Origin of the sequence: Streptomyces sp. NPDC006687 (assembly GCF_040636215.1) — a bacterium.
Classification (GTDB): Bacteria; Actinomycetota; Actinomycetes; order Streptomycetales; family Streptomycetaceae; genus Streptomyces.
In genome coordinates, this window is the sequence record NZ_JBEYJJ010000005.1 from 294,638 (window position 1) to 314,759 (window position 20,122).

Sequence of the window (20,122 nt, forward strand, 5' to 3'; positions counted from 1 at the left end):
GAACCAGGTGACCACGTACGACGACCGAGCGAGCCTCGCTGATCTGACCAGCACGGCCGAGCGGGTCCGCGAGTCGGTCGAGCGCGTGATCGAGGGCAAGCCCGAGGTCGTCCGCCTCGCCCTGACAGTGCTGCTGGCCGAGGGCCATCTGCTCATCGAGGACGTGCCCGGCGTCGGCAAGACGATGCTGGCCAAGACCCTGGCCAAGTCGATCGACTGCTCGGTCCAGCGCATCCAGTTCACCCCGGACCTGCTGCCCTCCGACATCACCGGCGTCAGCATCTACGACCAGCAGCGCCGCGAGTTCGAGTTCAAGCCCGGCGCGATCTTCGCGCAGATCGTCATCGGCGACGAGATCAACCGCGCCTCCCCCAAGACCCAGTCGGCGCTGCTGGAGTCGATGGAGGAGCGCCAGGTCACCGTCGACGGCACCACCTACGCCCTGCCCAGCCCCTTCATGGTCGTCGCGACCCAGAACCCGGTCGAGATGGAGGGCACCTACCCCCTCCCCGAGGCGCAGCGCGACCGCTTCATGGCCCGGGTCTCGGTGGGCTACCCCAGCCCGGAGGCCGAGCTGGAGATGCTCGACGTGCACGGCGGGCTCTCCCCGCTGGACGACCTCGCCGCCGTCGCGCACGCCCACGACATCGTCAAGCTCATCGAAGCCGTCCGGCAGGTGTACGTCGCGGCCCCGGTCAAGCGCTACGTCGTCGACCTGGTCTCCGCCACCCGCAGCCACCCGGACCTGCGCCTGGGCGCCTCGCCCCGCGCCACCCTGCACCTGCTGCGCGCCGTGAAGGCCGCCGCCGCACTGTCCGGCCGTGACTACGTCCTGCCCGACGACGTCCAGCGGCTGGCCGCGCCCGTCCTCGCCCACCGGCTCCTGCCGACCGCGCAGGCGCAGCTGAACCGGCGCACCGCCGAGCAGGTCGTCCACGACATCCTCCAGCGCACCCCCGTCCCGGCCTCGCACACCCGCGGCGAGGTCCCGCCCGGCGCGGCCGCCCGGAGCTTCTGATGGCGGCCGGTGCCCCGTCCGGCGCCGGCGGGCAGGTCCGCGGTCCCGGCGGGGTCCGCGCGTCGCTGTCCGGGCTCACCACCCGGGGCCGCTCCTTCCTCGCCGCCGGCGCGGCGGCCGCCGTCTGCGCCTACGTCCTCGGGCAGGGCCAGCTGCTGCGGGTCGGGTTGCTGCTGCTCGTCCTGCCGCTGGTCTGCGTCCTGGCCCTGCACCGCACCCGCCACCAGGTCACCGCCGGACGCGGGCTGACCCCGCCGCGGGTGCCCGCCGGCGGGGAGGCCCGGGTGCAGCTGCGGCTGGAGAACGTCTCCCGGATGCCCACCGGCCTGCTGATGCTCCAGGACCGGGTGCCCTACGTCCTGGGGCCCCGCCCCCGCTTCGTGCTGGACCGGGTCGAGCCGGGCGGGCGCCGCGAGGTGTCCTACCGGGTCCGCTCCGACCTGCGCGGCCGCTACCCGCTGGGCCCCCTCCAGCTGCGGCTGACCGACCCGTTCGGGATGGTCGAGCTGACCCGCTCCTTCACCGCCTACGACACCCTGACCGTCGTCCCGCGCACCCAGCCCCTGCCCGCCGTCCGCATGACCGGCGAGGCCGGCGGCCACGGCGACGGCAGCCGCCGCTCCCTGGCCCTGGCCGGCGAGGACGACGTCATCCCGCGCACCTACCGGCGCGGCGACGACCTGCGCCGGGTCCACTGGCGCTCCACCGCCCGCTACGGCGAGCTGATGGTCCGCCGCGAGGAACAGCCGCAGCGCAGCAAGGCCACCGTCCTGCTGGACACCCGCTACCTCGCCTACGAGGGCGCCGGCCCGGACTCCGCGTTCGAATGGGCGGTGTCGGCCGCCGCCTCCACCCTGCTGCATGTCCTCGAACAGGGCTTCGCGGCCCGGCTGCTCACCGACACCGGCGACTGCGTGCCGGGCGCCGGCGCCTTCGCCGGCGGGAGCACCGCCGGAGGCCCGGAGTCCGCCGAGGCGGCCGGGCTGGTCATGGACACCCTCGCGGTCGTCGGCCACTCCGAGGGCAGCGGACTGGGCCGCGCCTACGACGCGCTGCGCGGCGGGACGGGATCCGGGCCCACCGGCGGCGACGGACTGCTGGTCGCCTTCTTCGGCGACCTGGACGACGAACAGAGCGAGATGGCGGCCCGGATGCGGCAGCGCAGCGCGGCCGCGGTCGCCTTCGTACTGGACCCCGCGCTGTGGGCCGGAGCGCCCTCGCGGGTGGAGGAGCGGCTGCGCAGGCTGCGGGACGCGGGCTGGACGGCCCTGGCGGTCCCGCCCGGCGCCGCCTTCGCCGAACTGTGGCGGCAGGCCGGGAACGCCCCCGCCGCCGCGCGTACCCCCGGAGGGACGGGATGAGCGGGCGGACGCGCCTGACGGTCTTCGCCACGCTGGCGACCCTGCTGACGGCCTGGTCGCTGGCCCCGCTGGTGGAGGGTTCCGGCTGGCTGGTCCAGGGGGCCGTGCTGCTGGCGGTGCAGGCGGCGGTGGGCGCCGGAACGCGGCGGGTGCCGCTGGCCCGGTGGCTGACGGTGGGCGCGCAGCTGCTGGTGTCGCTGCTGCTGCTCGCCCTGCTCTTCGCGGGGAAGGGCGAGTCCGGCGCGGGCGGGCCGGCGTCCTTCCTGCTCACCGACTTCCCCGCACTGTTCCGGCAGGGCGTGCGGGACGTCGGCGAGTTCGCGATACCGGCGCCGCTGACCGACGGCATCCGGCTGCTGCTGCTGGCCGGGGTACTGCTGATCGGACTGCTGGTGGACGCGCTGGCGGTGACGCTGCGGACGGCCGCGGCGGCCGGGCTGCCGCTACTGGCGCTGTACTCCGTCGCCGCCGGGCTGTCGGCCGGGCAGGGGCAGCCCTGGCTGGCGTTCCTGCTGGCCGGAGCGGGCTACCTGATGCTGCTGCTGTCGGAGGGGCGCGACCGGCTGGCCCAGTGGGGCCGGGTCTTCGGCGGGGCCCCGAACGCCCGTACGCCCGCCTCCGCCGCGACCGGCTACGGCGCGAACGGGGCCGGCGGCACCCGCGCGGTGGCCCCCGTACGCACCGGGCGGCGGATCGGGGCGGTCGCGCTGGGCCTGGCCCTGGTGGTGCCGGCGGTGCTGCCGTCGCTCGGCGGAGGACTGCTGGGCGCCCGGAACGAGGACACGGCCTCGGCGGGCGGGGGCGGCGGCACGATCTCGGCGGTGAACCCGCTGGTGTCGCTGCAGAGCAGCCTCAACGCGCAGGACAACCGGGTCGTGATGAAGTACCGCACGGACAGCCCGCAGCTCGGCGAGCAGTACCTGCGGATCCTGGCCCTCGACGAGTTCAACGGGGTCCGGTGGGAGGCGTCCGCCCGCCCGCTGACGGAGGTCCCGCAGCGGCTGCCGAACCCGGCGGGGCTCACCGGGGAGGTCCGCGAGACCGCGGTCGAGGTGCGCACCACCGTCTCGGCGGCGGACAGCTACGCCCAGCGCTACCTGCCGATGCCGTACCCGGCCACGCAGGTGGACATCGGCGGGAAGTGGCGCTTCGAGCCGGCCGGCCGGACCCTGGTGGGCGACCAGCTGGCCAAGGACCGCTTCCAGAACGTGCAGGGCGCGCAGTACACCGTACGGAGCCTGCTGCTGCGGCCCACGGCGGAGCAGTTGCAGTCCGCGCCGCCCGCCAACGCGGCGGTGCACGCCGAGTACACCAAGCTGCCGGACAACCTGCCGCCGGTGGTGGCGGAGACGGCGCGGCGGGTGACGCAGGGCGCACGGGACGACTACACGCGGGCGGTCAAGCTCCAGGACTTCTTCGCCGTCAGCGGCGGATTCCGCTACGACACCAAGGTGTCCTCGGGCACGGGTTCGCAGGCCATCGCCCGCTTCCTGGAGGACAAGGAGGGCTTCTGCGTCCACTTCGCCTTCTCGATGGCGGCGATGTCGCGGACGCTGGGCATCCCGGCACGGGTCGCGGTCGGTTTCACCCCGGGCGAGAAGCAGTCGGACGGCACGGTCAACGTCTCGATGCGGGACGCGCACGCCTGGCCGGAGCTGTACTTCGAGGGGGCGGGCTGGACCCGGTTCGAGCCGACGCCCCGCTCGGGCATCACCCTGCCGGACTACAGCCGGGACGAGGCTCCGGCCCCGCAGCCGTCCGCGCCGTCCGCGATGCCCTCGCAGTCGGCGTCGGCGCCCGTGCCGGCGCCCTCGCAGGGCGAGGCGTGCCCGCCGGCGCAGAAGAAGCTCGGCGAGTGCGGCGGGGCGGTGGCCCAGCAGGCGGACGGCGGGTCCGGCGGGGGCGGGGTGCCGGTGGGCACCGTCCTCGCCTGGGCGGCGGCGGTCCTGCTGGTGGCCGGGCTGCCGCTGCTGCCGCTGCTGTGGCGCCGCCGGGTGCGCGGGCGGCGGCTGGGCTCGGCGGACGTTCTGGCCGCCTGGCGGGAGCTGGGCGACTGCGCCTGGGACGTGGGCATCGCGCCGGACGAGGCGCTGTCCCCGCGCCGGGCGGCCGGGCGGATCGTGCTCCTGGGCCGGCTGGAGGGTGGGGCCGCCGAGGCGGTGCACCGGGTGGCGGGCGCGGTGGAGCGGTCGCTGTACGCCCCGCCCGGCGCGCAGTCCGCGTACCCCGGGCTCGCGGCGGACGTCCTCACGGCCCGGGCGGCCCTGCTGGCCGGCGCCGGGCGGTGGGGCCGGCTGCGGGCGCTGCTGCTGCCGCGGTCGGCGGCGCGGGTGGCGGCCGCAGTATCGGCCCGGGCGGCCGGGGTGTCGGCCGCCGTGGCCCGGGCCGCGGGGCGCGTGCGCGTCCCGCTGCGCGACCGGGGCTGAGGCGGGCGAGGACACGTGAAACGCCGGTGCGTCCGGGCTCGTTCCCCCCGAGCCCGGACGCACCGGCGTTCTGTTCACCAGGCAGCAGCGGTCCGCTCCGCGGCCCCGTGTCCGCGGTGCGGGCGCCGACCGCCCTCGCCCCCACCCCCCAGTCTGCTGTTTGCGCAGGTGGGAGCCCATCCGTACGGGTACTCATCTGTGTGCCTAGGTACGGATACTCAGTTCTACCGCCGTCGGCGGCGGCCACGGCACCGCCGACCGGGGGTCACCGGCTGCCGCTGACCCGCCCCCGCAGCAGCAGCGACAGCGCCGAGTGGACGTCGTCCAGCGACCGCTCGCTCTGGAACGCCTGCCAGTCCAGCGCGGCCACCAGCACCATCCCGACCAGCGCCGCCGCCGTCAGCGGCACGTCGATCTCGGCGCTGAGCTCCCCGCGCTCCACCCCTTCGCGCAGCACCGACTCCACCACCGCCACCGCCTGGCCGCGGACCACCATCAGGGTGCCCTGCCAGGCACGGTTGGTCCGCCAGAGCTCGGCGACGTAGAGCTGGGTGAAGGCCGGGTAGCGGTGGATGAAGACCAGGCCCGCCCGGATCATCGCGTCGAGGGCCTCGATACGGCTGCCGCCGCGCTCCTCGGTCTCGTCCGCCGCCGCCCGCAGGGAGGCGGTCAGCAGGCCGACCCCGTGCCGCAGGAGCTCCTCGAAGAGGTCGGTCTTGCTGGCGAAGTTGTAGTAGACGGTGCCCTTGGCCACGCCCGCCCGCTCGGCGATCTCGTCGACCGTGGTCGCGGAGAAGCCCTGCTCCGCGATGAGGGTGACGGCCGCCTCGTACAGCTTCTGACGCGTGGCCTGCCGCCGGGCCCCGCCGGCGGTGGTGCTGCTGCTTTCCATGGCGCTGATTCTCACAGGTCAACAGCCCCTTACAGGCTCAGTTCCGGGTGCAGCCGGTCCATCGTCCACACCTGCTTGCCGCGCGCGGCGAGGGCGGTGAGGGCCAGCGCCCCGACGGTGAAGGCCACCAGGACCGCGCCGCCCTGCCACACCGGGGTGAGGTCGCCGCCGGTGATCAGGCGGCGCAGGCTCGCGACGATGTACGACATCGGCAGGTACGGGTGGATGGCGTTGAAGAAGCCCGGGCTGGTCTCGACGGGGTAGGTGCCGCCCGCCGAGGTCAGCTGGAGCATCAGCACGGCGAGGACCAGGATGCGGCCGGCGGCGCCGAACTTGGCGTTGAGCCACTGGACGATCGCCGCGAAGCAGGCGGTCACCAGGGCCAGGAAGGCGACGGTCAGGGCGGGGTGCGCCATCTCCAGGCCGAGCCCCCAGTGCAGTACGGCCATCAGGGCGCCCACCTGCGCGACGCCCACGCCGACCACGGGCAGCCAGCCGGCGAAGGCGATCCGCCAGGAGGAGGCCCCGGCGGCCAGGGCCCGCTTGTTCAGGGGGGCGATCAGCATGTAGGCGACCATCGCGCCGACCCACAGGGAGAGCGGGATGAAGTACGGGGCGAACCCGGTGCCGTAGTTGGGCGCCTTGTGCAGCGGCCGGCTGGCGAGCTGCACGGGGTCGGCCATGACCTGCGTACGGGCGTCGCGCTGCTGCTGGTCGTAGTCCGGGATCTTGCCGGCGCCGTCGTGGAGGCCGCCGGCGAGCTCGCCGGTGCCGTCGACCAGCTTGACCATGCCGCCCCCGAGCTGCTGGGCGCCGTCATTGAGCTTGCCGACGCCCTCGCCGAGCTTGCCGGAGCCGCCGACGGCGGTGCCGAGGCCGGCGTGCAGCTTGACCATGCCGTCGGCGACCTGGTGGGCGCCGTCGTTGAGGGCGTTGGCCTTGGCGACGGCGGCGTTGAGGTCGCCGGCGAGGGCGGGGGCCTTGTCGGCGAGCTCGCGGGCCTTGGTCTCCAGGTCGGTGAGCTGGCCCTGGAGCTTGGTGATGTCGCCCTTGGAGTTGCCGAGGACGGTGTTCGCGTCTCCGGTGAGCAGGGCGGCCTCGGCCGCGTCGTCCTTGATCTTCTTCTGGGTCTCGCAGAAGCCCGGGGGAAGCTTGGGGTCGGGCTTGGCGCAGTACTGGGTGTAGGCGGAGGAGGCGAGGCCCGCGAGGCGCTTGGTGGCCGCGGCGGCGGCCGGGGCCCGCTCGACGGCCGTGCCGAGGTGGTTGTTGACCACGTGGGCGGTGTCGGCGACCAGCTTGGCGGTGTCCGCGAGGTTCTTGGGGTCCTTGACGAAGGGACGGGCCTTCTCGGCGGCGCCGTTCGCGAGGTCGGCGACCTTCTGGGTGCCGTCCGCGACCTGCCGTGAGCCGCTCTCCAGCTTGGCGGCGCCGTCGTTGAGCTTGTTCAGGCCGCCGGTGAGCTCGCCGGTCTTCTCCTTGGCCGTGCCGAGGCCGTCGGCGAGCTCCTGGGCGCCCTCCTGGGCCTTGCCGGCGCCGTCCTTGAGCTGGTCGGCCCCGTTGGCGGCCTCGGCGGTCTTGTCGTGCAGGTCGGAGAAGGACACGAAGATCTTGTCGAGGAACTTGCGGGACGCCTTGGTGGACGCGGCCGAGCGGACCTCGGAGAAGACCGTGCGGGAGATCGAGCCGACGATGTAGTTGTTGGCGTCGTTCGTGCGGACCTGGAGGGCCCCGGTCGCGGGGGTGGCACCGCCGCTGGAGGCGATCTTCTCGCTGAGGTCGGCGGGCATGGTCAGGGAGAGGAAGTACTTTCCGTCCTCCAGGCCCTTGGCCGCCTCGTCGGCGCTGACCACGCGCCAGTCGAAGGTCTTGCGCTCGCGCAGGTTCCGGGTCAGCTCGCCGCCGACGTCGAGGTGCTCGCCGTTGACGGTGGCGCCCTTGTCGGCGTTGACGAGGGCGACGGGGACCTGGTCGAGGCGGCTGTAGGGGTCCCAGAACGACCACAGGTACAGGGCTCCGTAGAGCAGGGGCAGCAGGAGCAGCGCGACGAGGGCGGCCCGGGGGAGCTTGCCCCGCCCGAACCGCTTCAGCTCAAGCGCGGCCAGTTTCGGCGAGCGCATCGTCCGCCCCCTTCGTGTCGGTGTCGTCGTGGTCGTCGTGGTCGTGGGTGTCTTCGGTGTCGTGGGTGCCGGTCTCTTCGGCGGCGGCGTCTTCGGCCTCCGCGTCCTCGGCGGCGGCTTCTTCGGCGGGGCCGGACGGGGCGGCGGTGGCGGCGGACTCCGGGGCGGGGCCGTGGGTCTTCTGGGGCTGCAGGCCCATGCGGACCACCGTCACGCCGTCCGGGGCCTCGCTGCACACGGCGAGGACGGTGGTCCCGTCGGCGGCGACCGAGCGGAGCAGGGACCACGCCTCGGCGCGTCCGGCGTCCGAGAGCTTCAGGTCGAGGTCGTCGACGGCCAGCAGGCGGGGGCGGCCCAGCAGGGCGATGGCCACGGACAGCCGCAGGGCCTCCAGCCGTTCCAGGTCCCGTACCGAGGTGCGCGGGCCCTTGGGCAGGGTGGTCAGGTCGAGACCGACGGCGGCGAGGGCCTCCTCGATCCGGTCCTGGGCCGGGGCCGGGGCGCCGTGGGCGCCGCGCGGGCGCAGCAGGGCGCGCAGGGGGGCGTCGTAGCGCCGCTGGAGCATGGCGCCTTCGCGCAGCTGCTCGGAGACGGTCAGGGCCGGGTCGAGGTCGTTGACCCCGGGGACCGGGCCGAGGGCGGTGCTCCGGCGGACCGCGGCCATCTTCTTCGGCAGGCGGTGGCGGCCGATCTCGGCGTGGCCCTCGGTGGGTTTCATCCGCCCGGTGAGGGCCAGGAGCAGACAGGTGCGGCCGCTGCCGGAGGGGCCTTCGACCGCGACGAGCGAGCCGGGCGCCGCGTTGACGGCGATATCGCGGAAGACCCAGCCGCGCGGGCCCCTGAGTCCGAAGCCCTCGGCCTTCACGGCTGCGCCGCCGTGGCTGTCGACGTCCACACCCACACCCTCCCCTATTTTGAACTGACCAGTCAGTTCAAAAACTAGCAGATTCGGGGCCCCGACTGGGGAATGAGGCCGGAATTGGGGTGAACGCGCAGGTCAGGGCGATTGTCAGTGGGGGGCGTCACGATGGATCCACACCAGTACGGACGCATCACCCGGTACCACCGCCGAGCACCACGCAACGACAGGAGGTTCGTCATGGCCACACCGTCCCCGTCCCCTGTCCACCCCGTCCCGCGCAGGGCCGCCGCACCCCCGGCCGCCCTGGACCTGCTCGCCAAGGCCCGCAGCGGCCTGGCCGAGGCGGCCCTGCTGCCCCGGCCCAACGAGCGGTACGCCACCGCCCACCTCGCCGCCCTGCGCGTCGCCGCGGCGGTGCTCGCCGCGCGTGCCAGGCCCGAGCCGGTCCGCGCCAGGCGCCGGCCCCGGATCCGCAGCGCGTGGGAGGTGCTGCCGGAGATAGCGCCGGAGCTCAGCGAGTGGAGCGCCCTGTTCGCCTCGGGCGCGGCCCGGCGGGCCCGGGCCGAGGCGGGGATACCGGATGCGGCCAGCAGCCGGCAGGCGGACGACCTCGTGCGGGAGGCCGGGATGTTCCTGCGGCTGGTGGAGCGGATGCTCGCCCTCCAGCCGGTGGCACGGCCCCTTCCGGCACCCCGTCCGGAGCGCCCGGACGCGGGATGAGCTGCGCGGTCGGCCGAGGCAAGGCCGGCCGAGGCAATAGGGTGGGGCACGCACCGCCCCCCGCCCCAACGCCGCCGAGGAGCCATCAGCCGTGTCGGACACTTCCCGCCCCCGTGCCTCCCTTCGCACCGCCGTGGTGTGGGAGGTCCTCAAGGAGGCCCTCGACCGCCGGGTGAAGGCGACCGGGCGGGATGTGCTGGACGTCCTGGACACCGGCGGCGGCACGGGCAAGTTCGCCGTGCCCGTCGCCCGCCTGGGCCACCGCGTGACCGTGGTGGACCCCAGCCCGAACGCCCTGTTCGGGCTGGAGCGCCGGGTCGCCGAGGAGGGCGTCGCCGACCTGGTGCGCGGGGTCCAGGGCGACGCCCAGGGCCTGCTGGACGTGGTCGAGCGGGGCGCGTACGACGTGGTGCTCTGCCACGGCGTGCTGGAGTACGTGGACGACCCGGCCGAGGGCGTGGCCAACGCCGTCGCCGCGCTGCGCCCGGGCGGGGTCCTGAGCCTGCTCGGCGCGGGCCTGGGCGGGGCCGTGCTCGCGCGGGCGCTGGCCGGGCACTTCACCGAGGCCCGCACCGCCCTGACCGACCCGGCCGGGCGCTGGGGCTCCGGCGACCCGGTGCCGCGCCGCTTCACCGCCGAGCAGCTGGCGGAGCTCGTCGGCGGGGCCGGCCTGGAGGTCGGCGCGGTGCACGGCGTGCGGATCTTCGCCGACCTGGTGCCCGGGGTGCTGGTGGACACCGAGCCGGGCGCGGTGGAGGCGCTGCTGCGCCTGGAGGAGGCCGCCGCCGAGCTGCCCGCCTTCCATGCGGTGGCCACGCAGCTGCACGTCCTGGGCGAGAAGCGGGCCTGATCCGCGGCCCGGGCCGGGGTGACCTGCCCGAGACCCCTCCGTTCCCGCGCCGTGACCCGTATGATCGGACCACCGCACGGCATGGCGGACCGCTCATTGGGGAATAAGCGCCTCAGTGACCGCGCTGGTGACGGTACGTTTCACGCAGTCGGTGTCTACTGGTCGTCTACCCAGTGATTTCTCGCTGAGCGATATGCAGAATGTGGCGTGGAGGGCGGGTGTCACGGGGGAGATTCCCCGCCTATCCTGAAGGGGAACCCTGGTCGCAACCCCCCGCGACCGACGGATGAGGAGGACTCCCGTGCCGCTCTCGGAGCACGAGCAGCGAATGCTCGAGCAGATGGAGCGAGCGCTGTACGCCGAAGACCCCAAGTTCGCGACAGCGCTTGAGGGCAGTGGACTGCGCACGTACACCCGGCGACGGGTCTACCAGGCAGCCGCAGGCATTGTGGTGGGTATCGCGCTCCTCATGACCGGTGTGATCTGGCAGGAAGTGCTCTGGATCAGCGTGGTGGGATTCCTCGTCATGCTGGCCTGTACGGTCCTGGTGGTCACCGGTTGGCGCAAGGCCCCCAGGCCCGGCCAGCAGCCCGTCTCCGGAAGCGCAGGCGGTTCGGCCCGCGGGCAGAACCGGCAGCGTCGGTCGATGATGAACCGTATCGAGGAACGGTGGCAGCGCCGCCGGGACGAACAGGGGCACTGACCCCCGCGCGCCCTCCGCGCTCCTTTCCTTCCGGTGAGGGACGGCCGCCGATGGCGGCCGTCCCTCACCGTTTTCACCGTCCCTGCGGCATGATGCCCGGATGAGTGTGCTCCCCCTGGTCTTCACCAGCGGCTGGGCCAGCGGGATCAACGCCTACGCCGTGGTCCTCCTGCTCGGCGTCTTCGGCGCGACCGGCCTGACCGACGAGGTCCCCGCCTCCCTCCAGCGCACCGACGTGCTCGTCGTGGCCGGCGTGCTGTTCCTGTGCGAGGCCGTCGCGGACAAGATCCCCTATCTGGACTCCGTCTGGGACTCCGTCCACACCGTCGTCCGCCCGGCCGCCGGGGCCGTCGTCGGCGCCCTCCTGGCCGGGCACAGCGGCTCGCTGCCCGACCTCGCCGCCGCAGCCCTCGGCGGCTCCACCGCGCTGGCCAGCCACCTGGTCAAGGCCGGCACCCGGATGGCCGTCAACACCTCCCCCGAACCCTTCAGCAACATCGTGCTGAGCACCGCCGAGGACCTCGGCGTGGGCTGCCTCGTCGTCTTCGCCCTGTACCACCCGACGGCCGCCGCCGTGAGCGCCGGCGTGCTCCTCGCCCTGGGCATCGCCCTGCTGGTCCTCCTCTGGAGCCGGATCCGCCGCTTCCGGCGGCGGCGTGCCCAGCGGCGCGAGGAGAAACGCCTGGCAGGGGCCCTCGGCGGGCCCCCGTGGTGAGCCGCTGACCTCGCTCGATGGGGGCCGCGTTCGCTCGATAGGCTCAGCGCCATGGCAAGAATTGCGGTGATCGGCGCCGGCATGGGCACGATGGCGACGGCGGCCCGGCTGGCCGTGGCGGGCCACCAGGTGACGGTCTACGAGCGCGGCTCCACCTACGGCGGCGCGCTCGGCCGCTACGAGCGCGACGGCTTCGCCTTCGACACCGGCCCCGGGCTGCTGCACCTGCCCGCCGTCTACCGCGACCTGTTCGTCAAGACCGGCAAGCGGCCGCTGGAGGAGCGGGTCGGGATGGTCCAGCTGGACCCGGCCGTCCGCCACGTCCTGGACCACGCCGCCGTCACCCTCCCCGGCACCTCCCGGGGCGGGGTCGCCGCCGCCCTCGACGAGACCTTCGGCGCGGGCGCGGGCGAGCGCTGGAACGCCCTGCTGGGCCGGGCCCGCGACACCTGGGACGCCACCCGCCGCCCGCTGCTGGAGGAACCGCTGCGCCCCGACTGGCAGGTCCTCGGCCGCGACCCCTACCCCGCGCTGCGCGGCAGCGGCCTGCTGCGCCGCCGCCGGCCGACCCTGGCCGAGGTGGCCCGGCGCGAACTCGGCGGCGGCCTCGGGGAGCTGTTGCGCGGGCGGGTCCTGGCGTACGGGCTCGACCCCGACTCGGCGCCGGCCGCCGCGGCGGCCCTGCCGTACATGGAGCAGACCTTCGGCACCTGGTACGTCCGGGGCGGGATGCGCGAGCTGGCCACCGCCGTGTACGAGCGCTGCCGGGAGCGGAAGGTGGAGTTCGTCTTCGGCGCGGCCGTACGGGCGGTGCTGGACCGGGACGGCCGGGCGGCCGGGGTCCGGCTGGCCGACGGCACCGAGGCGGCCGCCGACTTCGTGGTGTGCGGGATCGACCCGCGCCAGCTCCCGGCCGGCAGCGTGTCCTGGCCGCGCGGTTCCGTACCGGCCCGGGGCGACTCCGTACCCGGCCGGCTGACTCTGCTGCTCGCCCTGCGCGGCGGGCGCCCCGCGGACGCCGTCCACCGCACGCTGGTGCACTCCCCCGGCTCGGCCGCCGTCCAGCTCGTCACGGTGCTGCGCCCGGACGACCCGGCCACCCGGCCCGACGCGGACCACGAGGCCGTCACCGTCAGCGCCGTGTGCGGCCCGGCGGGCGGGGCGGCGGTCCCGGACCCGGAGAAGCTGCTGGACCTCGCCGCGCGGGCCGTCCCCGACCTGCGCGAGCGGCTGCTGTGGCAGGAGGTGCGCACCCCGGCACACGTGGAGGCCGCCACGGGGGCGCGTGGCGGCTCGGTGCCCGCTCCGGCCCTGCCCGGCGAGGGCGGCCGCCTGCTGTACCCGTCCAACGTGACGGGACTGCCCGGGCTGTACCTCGCGGGCGGCTGGGCGCACCCCGGCGGCGGGCTGGCGCACGCGGGGATGACGGGGGCCCTGGTGGCGGGCCTGATCGTCGAGGGGGCGGAGTTCCGCGGCTCGCGGTGAGCCCCGGTACGCACGCGGGGAGGGCCCGGCTCCTGCGAGCCGGGCCCTCCCCGTCGTGTCAGTAGCGGTACTGCCCGTGCTCGCCGTTGCCCTGGTACGGGTACCCCTGCTGCTGCGGGTCCTGCTCCGGGTGGTGCGGCTGCGGGGCGGCGTCGGTGGCGCGCTGCTGCGGGACCCAGACCCCGCCGGGCGGGGTGTCCATGGAGTACTGCTGCTGCGCCGGGTCGTACTGCGGGTAGTCGTACTGCTGGGCCGGGGCGACGGCGCCGCCGGTGCCGATGTACGGGTCCGAGTAGGCGGCGTAGACCTGCTGGCCGTCCGCCGGGTAGCCGGAACCGTAGTCGTAGCCGCCCTGGCCCTGCTGGGGGCCGTAGTAGGCGGCGTGCTGTCCGCCGTCCTGTCCGTCCGCGGCGAACGGCGAGGCGAAGGCCGCGGTGGCGTCGGGCTGCTGCGGGGAGGCGAAGCTCTGTATCCCGTACGAGCCGGTCTCCTCGGGCACCGGCTGCGGGGTGAAGACGTCGCGGTCGTCCTGGTCCTCGCCGGCGTCGTGGGCAGGGGAGGGGGCCGGCTCCGGGGAACCGTACTCCAGCCCGGTCACCTCCAGCGCGGGCGCCGGGCGCGGCGCGGCGCCCCCGGAGCGGCGGCGTCTGCTCGGACCCTTCCGCGCGGGCTCGGCCTCCTTGCCCTTGCGCAGGGCCCAGCCGGCGATGAAGCCCTTGCGGAAGGAGAGCGTCACCAGGGTCTGGCCGACGGCGAAGGCGGTCGCGCCGACGGCGATGACGAGCACCGACGGCAGCACGACCCCGGCCACGACGCCGAGGAACCCGGCGAAGGCGAGCAGGCGCCAGCGCAGCCGGGCCTTGTACTGCATCAGGACCTCGGCAAGCAGCCACAGCGCGACGAAGGCGAACGCGATGTAGAGGACCGTCATTCCCATGCAAGGCCCCTCTCGGTACGGCCGTACCGCGTGGGAGGACGGGAGACGGCCGGTCAGGCCCGCTGGTGCAGGCCCAGGTTCTCGTAGATCTCGAGGGTCGCCGTGGAGTTGTTCAGCGTGATGAAGTGCAGCCCGGGAACACCTTCGGACAGCAGCCGCGCGCAGAACTCCGTGGCGAACTCGATGCCAATGGAGCGTACAGCGGCCGGATCGTCCTTGACGGCGAGCATGCGGTCTTTCACGGCGTCCGGGAAGACGGCGGTGCTCAACTGGGGCAGCCGGTCGAGCTGCTTGATCCCCACAACAGGCATGACCTCGGGGATGATCGGGGTCTCGCAGCCGGCCTTCTGGACGCTGTCGCGCAGCCGCAGATAATTCTCGGGATCGAAGAACATCTGGGTGATGGCATAGTCCGCGCCCGCACGGCACTTGTCCACGAAGTGCCGGATGTCCGTATCCCAGTCCGTGGAGCGGGGGTGCATCTCGGGGAAGGCGGCGACGCCGACGCAGAAGTCGCCGGACTCCTTGAGCAGGCGCACGAGGTCGGCCGCGTAGTCCACGCCCTCGGGGTGCCTGACCCAGGGGCCCATGGGGTCGCCCGGCGGGTCCCCGCGCAGCGCGAGCATGTTGCGGATGCCGGCGTCCGCGAACTGGCCGATCACATGGCGCAGCTCGGCCACGGAGTGGTCGACGGCGGTGAGGTGCGCGACGGGCGTCAGGGTGGTGTCGGCGGCGATCTGCTGGGTGGCGCGGACGGTGCCGCCCCGGGTGGAGCCGCCGGCTCCGTAGGTGACGGAGACGAAGCTCGGGGACACCGCCTCGATCCGGCGGAGCGCGTTCCAGAGGTTGCGCTCGCCCTTCTCGGTCTTGGGAGCCCAGAACTCGAAGGAATACGAGGCTCCGGACGCGATGAGGTCGCGGACCGTGTGTGCACGGTCCGACCAGGTGGAAGCGGTACCAAGGGCCATACGGGCAGGTTAGACGCGGCCTGGCGGACGCGTGAGCGTTGTCCATTCCTTGGACAGATTTTTGGACACTTCGGCGCGGATCCGAGCCGGGCGCGAGTTCCGCGCGAGCGCGCCGCGAGGTGCGCCCCGGGACCGCTGTGGGGCTGTGCGTTACGCCAGGCGGTCGCGGACCCGCTTGGCCAGCTCGGCGGCGGCCGCGCCCGGGTCGGTCGCCTCGGTGATCGCGCGGACGACCACGACGCGGGTGGCGCCGGCGTCGAGGACCTCGTCCAGGTTCCCGGCGTCGATGCCGCCGATGGCGAACCAGGGCCGCTCCTGGGCCAGGGAGGCCGCGTAGCGGACGAGGCCGAGGCCGGGGGCGTAGCGGCCGGGCTTGGTGGGGGTGGGCCAGCAGGGGCCGGTGCAGAAGTAGTCCACGCCGGGTTCGGCGACGGCCGCGTCGACCTCGGACTCGGCGTGGCAGGAGCGCCCGATCAGGACCTCCCGGCCGAGGATCGCGCGGGCGGCGGGGACGGGGATGTCGCCCTGGCCGAGGTGGAGGACGTCGGAGCCGATGGCGTGCGCGACGTCGGCGCGGTCGTTGACGGCGAGGAGCTTGCCGTGGCGGCGGGCGGCCTCGGCGAAGACGCGGAGGTGTTCGAGTTCCTCGCCGGCCTCCATGCCCTTGTCGCGGAGCTGGACGATGTCCACCCCGCCGGCCAGGACGGCGTCGAGGAACTCGGGGAGGTCACCCTGCCGCTTGCGGGCGTCCGTGCACAGGTAGAGCCGGGCGTCGGACAGCTGCATGGGAGTTCCCCCCTGGTGGTGGCGGTGTGCGGGCGGGCCGAGGTTACCCGGCCCGCCCGCACACCGGTGGATCAGCCGGTCAGAGGGCGAGCGCCTGGGCGCGGCGCTTCACCTCCGTGCCGCGATTCTCGCGCAGCGCCTGCACGGGGGTGCCGGGCAGGGTCGGATCCTCGGTGAACAGCCACTCCAGCATCTCCTCGTCGGAGAAGCGGTCGTCGCGCAGGACGGTCAGCAGGCCGACGAGTCCCTTGACGACCTTGTCGCCGTCGATGAACTGGGCCGGAACCTGCAGAGCGCGGTTCTCGCCCCGGCGTACGGCGATGAGCTGCCCTTCCTTGACCATCTGGCGGACCCGGGTCACCTCGACGTCGAGCATCTCCGCGATGTCGGGGAGGTACAGCCACGAGGGGACAAGGGCATCGATCTTTGCGTCAATCTCGGTCACGGACACAAGCCTGCCACCTCGGCGGGGCCCTCGGTACCCGGCCCCGTCCGTCCGGGTCCGTCCGCGTGCGCCGGGCCCCGCCGCAGGGGTCAGAGGGCGGCCGACTTCAGCGGCACGCCCGGGTCGGCGACCCGCGCCGGGTCCACGGGCACGCCCGACTCGATCAGCTTCCGCCCCTGGGCCAGGTCCCGGGGACGGCCGACGGCCAGGAGGGCGACGAGGGCGCCCTCGCGCAGCCAGCACACCGTCCAGCCGTCGCCATCCGGGTCGCCGCGCCACAGCAGGGTGTCGGCGCCGTCGTGGTGGCCCGCGTACTGCACGAAGCGGCCGAACTGCTCGGACCAGAAGTACGGCACCGGGTCGTAGGTCCGTACGGGCTCCCCCGCGACGATGTTGGCCGCGACCGCGCGGGGGCCCTGGAGGGCGTTGTCCCAGTGGTGGACCAGCAGCCGGGTCCCGTAGCGGGCCGAGGGGAAGGAGGAGCAGTCGCCGACGGCGTACACCCCGGGCACGGAAGTGCGCAGGTGGGCGTCGGCGGTGACGGAGCCGTCCGGGCCCCGCTCGACCCCGCTGCCGTCGAGCCAGTCGGTGGCGGGCCGGGCGCCGATGCCGACGACGACGGCACCGGCGGGCAGCTCGCGACCGTCCGCGAGGAGCACCCGGCCCTCCTCGACGGCGGCCACCCTGGCGCCGGTGAGCAGGGTGGCCCCGGCTCCGGCGTACCACCGGGCCATGGGGGCGGCGACCTCGGCGGGCAGGGCCCCGGCCAGGACCCGGTCGGCGGCCTCGACCACGGTGACGGCGCAGCCGGCCTCGCGGGCGGCGGTGGCGAACTCGGCGCCGATCCAGCCGGCCCCGACCACGACGGTGCCGGGGGCGGCGGCCAGCACGGGGCGCAGCCGGGCGGCGTCGTCGAGGGTGCGCAGCAGGTGCACGCCGGGGACGCCCCCGGTGCCGGGCAGGGTCAGCGGGACCACTCCGGTGGCCAGGACGAGGACCTCGTACGGGACCGGTCCGGCCTCGGTGTCCAGCTCGCGGTCGGCGGCGCGCAGGGCGGTGACCTCGGTGCCGAGGCGCAGCTCGATGTGCAGGCCCTCGAAGTCGACGTCGAAGGCGGAGTCCTCGGCCTTGCCGAGCAGCACCGCCTTGGACAGCGGGGGGCGGTCGTAGGGCTGGTGGGGTTCGGCGCCCAGCAGGGTCACGGGGCCGGTCCAGCCCTGTTCGCGCAGGGCCACGGCGGTCTGCACGCCGGCCATTCCGGCGCCGACGATCACGACGCCGGGCTTCGTCTGTTCCGTCTGCTCACTCACCCGGCCAGCCTAGCCACCTGACGGCCCGTCAGGAAAGCGGGGCGGGGCCACAGGGGAGGCCGCGGCGGGGAGTCAGCCTTACCCGGCACCGGCAGCGGGGTTAGTCTGGCCACCGTACCTATCGCGGGAGTCCGGGCGCACCGGGCTGAGAGGGAGGCTGGCCGGCCTCCGACCGTACGAACCTGATCCGGGTCATGCCGGCGAAGGGAGGGGCTGGACGCCCATGCACGCATCCGACGCGACATCCGGCCGGGGATCCGACCACCGGGGCTACGACGTCCTCGTCATCGGTGGCGGGATCATCGGCCTGGTCACCGCCTGGCGGGCGGCCCGGAGCGGGCTGCGCACCGCGCTCGCCGACCCCGACCCCGGCGGCGGCGCCGCCCGGGTAGCGGCCGGCATGCTCGCCGCCGTCACCGAGCTGCACTACGGCGAGGAGGCCCTGCTGGGCCTCAACACGGCCTCCGCCGCCCGCTACCCCGAGTTCGCCGCCGAGCTCACCGAGGCCAGCGGCGGCATGGACCTCGGCTACCGCGCCTGCGGCACCCTCGCCGTCGCCCTCGACGCCGACGACCGCCTCCACCTGCGGGAACTGCACGCCCTCCAGCGGCGCTGCGGCCTGGAGTCCGAGTGGCTCACCGGCCGCGAGTGCCGCCGGCTGGAGCCGATGCTGGCCCCGGGCGTGCGCGGCGGACTGCGGGTCGACGGGGACCACCAGGTGGACCCGCGGCGGCTCGCGGCCGCGCTGCTGGCCGCCTGCGAGCGGGCCGGGGTCGACCTCCACCGCGCCCGCGCGCAGCGGCTGCTGGTCACCGCCGACCGGGCCCGCGGAGCCCTCCTCGACGGCGGTACGGAGCTGCGCGCGGGCCAGGTGGTGCTGGCGGCCGGCTCGCTCAGCGGCCGGCTGGAGGGCGTACCGGCGGAGGTGGCCCCTCCCGTACGGCCGGTCAAGGGCCAGGTGCTGCGGCTGGCCGTGCCCGTCGCCTACGCGCCGTTCCTGTCCCGGACGGTACGGGCCGTGGTGCGCGGCAGCCACGTCTACCTGGTGCCGCGCGAGAACGGCGAGCTGGTCGTCGGCGCCACCAGCGAGGAACTCGGCTGGGACACCACCGTCACCGCCGGCGGGGTCTACGAGCTGCTGCGCGACGCCCACGAGCTGGTCCCCGGCATCACCGAGCTCCCCCTGGTCGAGACCCGGGCCGGGCTGCGCCCGTGCTCCCCCGACAACGCGCCGCTGCTCGGCCCGACCGACCTGCCGGGGCTGCACCTGGCCACCGGCCACTACCGCAACGGGGTGCTGCTGACCCCGCTCACCGGCGACGTCATGGCGGAACTGCTGACCACCGGCACCGTGCCGGAGATCGCCCGCCCCTTCAGCCCCCGCCGCTTCTCCGCCACGCGTCAGGAGTCCTACGCATGACCATCTCCGTCAACGGCGAGCCGCGCGAGATCGCGGCCGGCACCACCCTCGACGCGGTGGTCGCGACCCTCACCACGGCGCCGTCCGGCGTCGCCGCCGCCCTCAACGAGACCGTCGTCCCGCGCGGCCGGTGGCCCCTGACCCCCGTCGGCGACGGCGACCGGGTCGAGGTCCTCACCGCGGTCCAGGGGGGCTGAGCGCGATGGCCGACGACCTGTTCACCCTGGGCGGCCGGACCTTCTCCTCCCGCCTGATCATGGGCACGGGCGGGGCTCCCAGCCTGGAGGTCCTCGAACACGCCCTGATCGCCTCCGGCACCGAGCTGACCACGGTGGCGATGCGCCGCCTGGACCCGACCGTGCAGGGCTCGGTCCTGTCGGTGCTGTCCCGGCTCGGCATCGCGGTCCTGCCGAACACCGCGGGCTGCTTCACCGCCGGCGAGGCCGTCCTGACGGCCCGGCTGGCGCGGGAGGCGCTGGGCACGGACTGGATCAAGCTGGAGGTCGTCGCGGACGAGCGGACCCTGCTCCCGGACGCCGTCGAGCTGCTGGACGCCGCCGAGGTCCTGGTGGACGAGGGCTTCACGGTGCTCCCCTACACCAACGACGACCCGGTACTGGCCCGGAAGCTGGAGGACGCGGGCTGCGCGGCGATCATGCCGCTGGGCTCCCCCATCGGCTCGGGGATGGGCATCCGCAACCCGCACAACTTCGAGCTGATCGTGGAGCGGGCCGGGGTGCCGGTGATCCTCGACGCGGGCGCGGGGACGGCCTCGGACGCCGCCCTCGCGATGGAACTGGGCTGCGCCGGGGTGATGCTCGCCTCGGCGGTGACCCGCGCCCAGGACCCGGCGCTCATGGCGGCGGCCATGCGCGACGCCGTCTCGGCGGGCCGCCTGGCCCACCGCGCGGGCCGCATCCCGCAACGCCGCTTCGCCCACGCCTCCTCCCCGGCCGAGGGCCGCGCCGCCCTGGACCCGGAGCGGCCGGCGTTCTGAGGGGCCTCGCGGCGGGGGCCCGCCATCGCCCCCTCGAGGGGCCGGGGGCGGGCCGGTGGCTGCCCACCCGCCTCCCCGGGTGCGGGCGGGCGGGTTGGGAGCGGGATCCC

Annotated in this window: 19 protein-coding genes and 1 riboswitch; of the genes, 11 read left to right on the forward strand and 8 right to left on the reverse strand. The window is 74.7% G+C overall.

Annotation, left to right across the window (positions count from 1 at the left end; genetic code table 11):
* The first annotated feature begins 7 nt into the window (after positions 1–7).
* Genes ABZ716_RS09270 through ABZ716_RS09280 form a run of 3 tightly spaced genes read left to right on the forward strand, consistent with a single transcriptional unit; the run spans position 8 to position 4,805 of the window.
* Positions 8–1,018: a MoxR family ATPase gene (locus ABZ716_RS09270; protein ID WP_351881036.1), complete on the forward strand. Its 1,011-nt coding sequence runs from the start codon at positions 8–10 to the stop codon at positions 1,016–1,018.
* Complete coding sequence (locus ABZ716_RS09275) at positions 1,018–2,379, forward strand: DUF58 domain-containing protein (RefSeq protein WP_358811963.1); 1,362 nt, start codon at positions 1,018–1,020, stop codon at positions 2,377–2,379. Before ABZ716_RS09270 ends, ABZ716_RS09275 begins: the two co-directional genes overlap by 1 nt.
* Positions 2,376–4,805, forward strand: coding sequence for a DUF3488 and transglutaminase-like domain-containing protein (locus ABZ716_RS09280; RefSeq protein ID WP_358957763.1), 2,430 nt, complete (start codon positions 2,376–2,378; stop codon positions 4,803–4,805). The genes ABZ716_RS09275 and ABZ716_RS09280 overlap by 4 nt, the downstream gene beginning before the upstream one ends.
* Before the next feature lie 265 nt (positions 4,806–5,070).
* Here ABZ716_RS09280 and ABZ716_RS09285 read toward each other — a convergent pair whose 3' ends face one another.
* From ABZ716_RS09285 to ABZ716_RS09295, 3 genes are read right to left on the reverse strand one after another with little or no spacing between them, the layout of a single operon-like run.
* Entirely contained in the window at positions 5,071–5,697 is a 627-nt protein-coding gene (locus ABZ716_RS09285; protein ID WP_351881045.1) for a TetR/AcrR family transcriptional regulator, read from the reverse strand.
* Between the two features lie 29 nt (positions 5,698–5,726).
* Positions 5,727–7,814, reverse strand: a complete 2,088-nt coding sequence (locus ABZ716_RS09290) for a YhgE/Pip domain-containing protein (RefSeq protein ID WP_358957765.1) — start codon at positions 7,812–7,814, stop codon at positions 5,727–5,729.
* On the reverse strand, positions 7,786–8,709 hold the full coding sequence (locus tag ABZ716_RS09295) for an ATP-binding cassette domain-containing protein (RefSeq protein ID WP_358957767.1): 924 nt from the start codon (positions 8,707–8,709) through the stop codon (positions 7,786–7,788). Before ABZ716_RS09295 ends, ABZ716_RS09290 begins: the two co-directional genes overlap by 29 nt.
* 204 nt (positions 8,710–8,913) lie before the next feature.
* On the opposite strand from ABZ716_RS09295, the gene ABZ716_RS09300 reads away from it, so the two are divergent.
* From ABZ716_RS09300 to ABZ716_RS09320, 5 genes are all read left to right on the forward strand, one after another.
* Complete coding sequence (locus ABZ716_RS09300) at positions 8,914–9,396, forward strand: SAV_6107 family HEPN domain-containing protein (RefSeq protein WP_358811967.1); 483 nt, start codon at positions 8,914–8,916, stop codon at positions 9,394–9,396.
* Positions 9,397–9,487: 91 nt separating this feature from the next.
* A complete protein-coding gene (locus ABZ716_RS09305) occupies positions 9,488–10,246 on the forward strand; it encodes a methyltransferase (protein ID WP_351881053.1) in 759 nt (252 codons plus the stop codon).
* A 301-nt stretch (positions 10,247–10,547) separates the two neighbouring features.
* Positions 10,548–10,949, forward strand: a complete 402-nt coding sequence (locus ABZ716_RS09310; RefSeq protein WP_351881055.1) for a DUF3040 domain-containing protein — start codon at positions 10,548–10,550, stop codon at positions 10,947–10,949.
* Between the two features lie 100 nt (positions 10,950–11,049).
* Positions 11,050–11,664, forward strand: coding sequence for a DUF4126 domain-containing protein (locus ABZ716_RS09315; RefSeq protein WP_358811968.1), 615 nt, complete (start codon positions 11,050–11,052; stop codon positions 11,662–11,664).
* Positions 11,665–11,715: 51 nt separating this feature from the next.
* Positions 11,716–13,149, forward strand: a complete 1,434-nt coding sequence (locus tag ABZ716_RS09320) for an NAD(P)/FAD-dependent oxidoreductase (protein WP_358957769.1) — start codon at positions 11,716–11,718, stop codon at positions 13,147–13,149.
* A 58-nt stretch (positions 13,150–13,207) separates the two neighbouring features.
* Here the strand turns inward: ABZ716_RS09320 and ABZ716_RS09325 are convergent, their stop codons facing one another.
* The 5 genes from ABZ716_RS09325 to ABZ716_RS09345 form a co-directional block, all read right to left on the reverse strand.
* Positions 13,208–14,086, reverse strand: coding sequence for a hypothetical protein (locus ABZ716_RS09325; protein ID WP_358957771.1), 879 nt, complete (start codon positions 14,084–14,086; stop codon positions 13,208–13,210).
* A 53-nt stretch (positions 14,087–14,139) separates the two neighbouring features.
* Positions 14,140–15,054 carry a methylenetetrahydrofolate reductase [NAD(P)H] gene (gene metF, locus ABZ716_RS09330; RefSeq protein ID WP_351881062.1) on the reverse strand — a complete coding sequence of 305 codons (915 nt, stop codon included), beginning with the start codon at positions 15,052–15,054 and terminating at the stop codon, positions 14,140–14,142.
* 150 nt (positions 15,055–15,204) lie between these two features.
* Entirely contained in the window at positions 15,205–15,840 is a 636-nt protein-coding gene (thiE, locus tag ABZ716_RS09335) for a thiamine phosphate synthase (RefSeq protein ID WP_358957773.1), read from the reverse strand.
* Between the two features lie 79 nt (positions 15,841–15,919).
* Positions 15,920–16,285, reverse strand: a complete 366-nt coding sequence (locus ABZ716_RS09340) for an Rv2175c family DNA-binding protein (RefSeq protein ID WP_351881068.1) — start codon at positions 16,283–16,285, stop codon at positions 15,920–15,922.
* 89 nt (positions 16,286–16,374) lie between these two features.
* On the reverse strand, positions 16,375–17,541 hold the full coding sequence (locus ABZ716_RS09345) for an FAD-dependent oxidoreductase (protein ID WP_358957808.1): 1,167 nt from the start codon (positions 17,539–17,541) through the stop codon (positions 16,375–16,377).
* A gap of 167 nt (positions 17,542–17,708) precedes the next feature.
* Positions 17,709–17,821: riboswitch (TPP riboswitch) on the forward strand.
* On the opposite strand from ABZ716_RS09345, the gene thiO reads away from it, so the two are divergent.
* From thiO to ABZ716_RS09360, 3 genes are all read left to right on the forward strand, one after another.
* Positions 17,819–19,015, forward strand: coding sequence for a glycine oxidase ThiO (gene thiO, locus ABZ716_RS09350; protein ID WP_358957776.1), 1,197 nt, complete (start codon positions 17,819–17,821; stop codon positions 19,013–19,015). (Overlaps the previous riboswitch by 3 nt.)
* Positions 19,012–19,212, forward strand: a complete 201-nt coding sequence (gene thiS, locus ABZ716_RS09355) for a sulfur carrier protein ThiS (protein WP_358957779.1) — start codon at positions 19,012–19,014, stop codon at positions 19,210–19,212. The genes thiO and thiS overlap by 4 nt, the downstream gene beginning before the upstream one ends.
* A 5-nt stretch (positions 19,213–19,217) precedes the next feature.
* Positions 19,218–20,012: a thiazole synthase gene (locus ABZ716_RS09360; RefSeq protein ID WP_358811974.1), complete on the forward strand. Its 795-nt coding sequence runs from the start codon at positions 19,218–19,220 to the stop codon at positions 20,010–20,012.
* Positions 20,013–20,122 lie beyond the last annotated feature (110 nt).

Bases quoted from the DNA above. Each gene is read 5' to 3' on its own strand.
- ABZ716_RS09275 (WP_358811963.1), top strand. From the start codon at position 1,018: ATGGCGGCCGGTGCCCCGTCCGGCGCCGGCGGGCAGGTCCGCGGTCCC.
- ABZ716_RS09280 (WP_358957763.1), top strand. From the start codon at position 2,376: ATGAGCGGGCGGACGCGCCTGACGGTCTTCGCCACGCTGGCGACCCTG.
- ABZ716_RS09285 (WP_351881045.1), bottom strand. From the start codon at position 5,697: ATGGAAAGCAGCAGCACCACCGCCGGCGGGGCCCGGCGGCAGGCCACG.
- ABZ716_RS09290 (WP_358957765.1), bottom strand. From the start codon at position 7,814: ATGCGCTCGCCGAAACTGGCCGCGCTTGAGCTGAAGCGGTTCGGGCGG.
- ABZ716_RS09300 (WP_358811967.1), top strand. From the start codon at position 8,914: ATGGCCACACCGTCCCCGTCCCCTGTCCACCCCGTCCCGCGCAGGGCC.
- ABZ716_RS09315 (WP_358811968.1), top strand. From the start codon at position 11,050: ATGAGTGTGCTCCCCCTGGTCTTCACCAGCGGCTGGGCCAGCGGGATC.
- ABZ716_RS09320 (WP_358957769.1), top strand. From the start codon at position 11,716: ATGGCAAGAATTGCGGTGATCGGCGCCGGCATGGGCACGATGGCGACG.
- ABZ716_RS09325 (WP_358957771.1), bottom strand. From the start codon at position 14,086: ATGGGAATGACGGTCCTCTACATCGCGTTCGCCTTCGTCGCGCTGTGG.
- metF (WP_351881062.1), bottom strand. From the start codon at position 15,054: ATGGCCCTTGGTACCGCTTCCACCTGGTCGGACCGTGCACACACGGTC.
- thiE (WP_358957773.1), bottom strand. From the start codon at position 15,840: ATGCAGCTGTCCGACGCCCGGCTCTACCTGTGCACGGACGCCCGCAAG.
- ABZ716_RS09345 (WP_358957808.1), bottom strand. From the start codon at position 17,541: ATGGCCGGCGTGCAGACCGCCGTGGCCCTGCGCGAACAGGGCTGGACC.
- thiO (WP_358957776.1), top strand. From the start codon at position 17,819: ATGCACGCATCCGACGCGACATCCGGCCGGGGATCCGACCACCGGGGC.
- thiS (WP_358957779.1), top strand. From the start codon at position 19,012: ATGACCATCTCCGTCAACGGCGAGCCGCGCGAGATCGCGGCCGGCACC.
- ABZ716_RS09360 (WP_358811974.1), top strand. From the start codon at position 19,218: ATGGCCGACGACCTGTTCACCCTGGGCGGCCGGACCTTCTCCTCCCGC.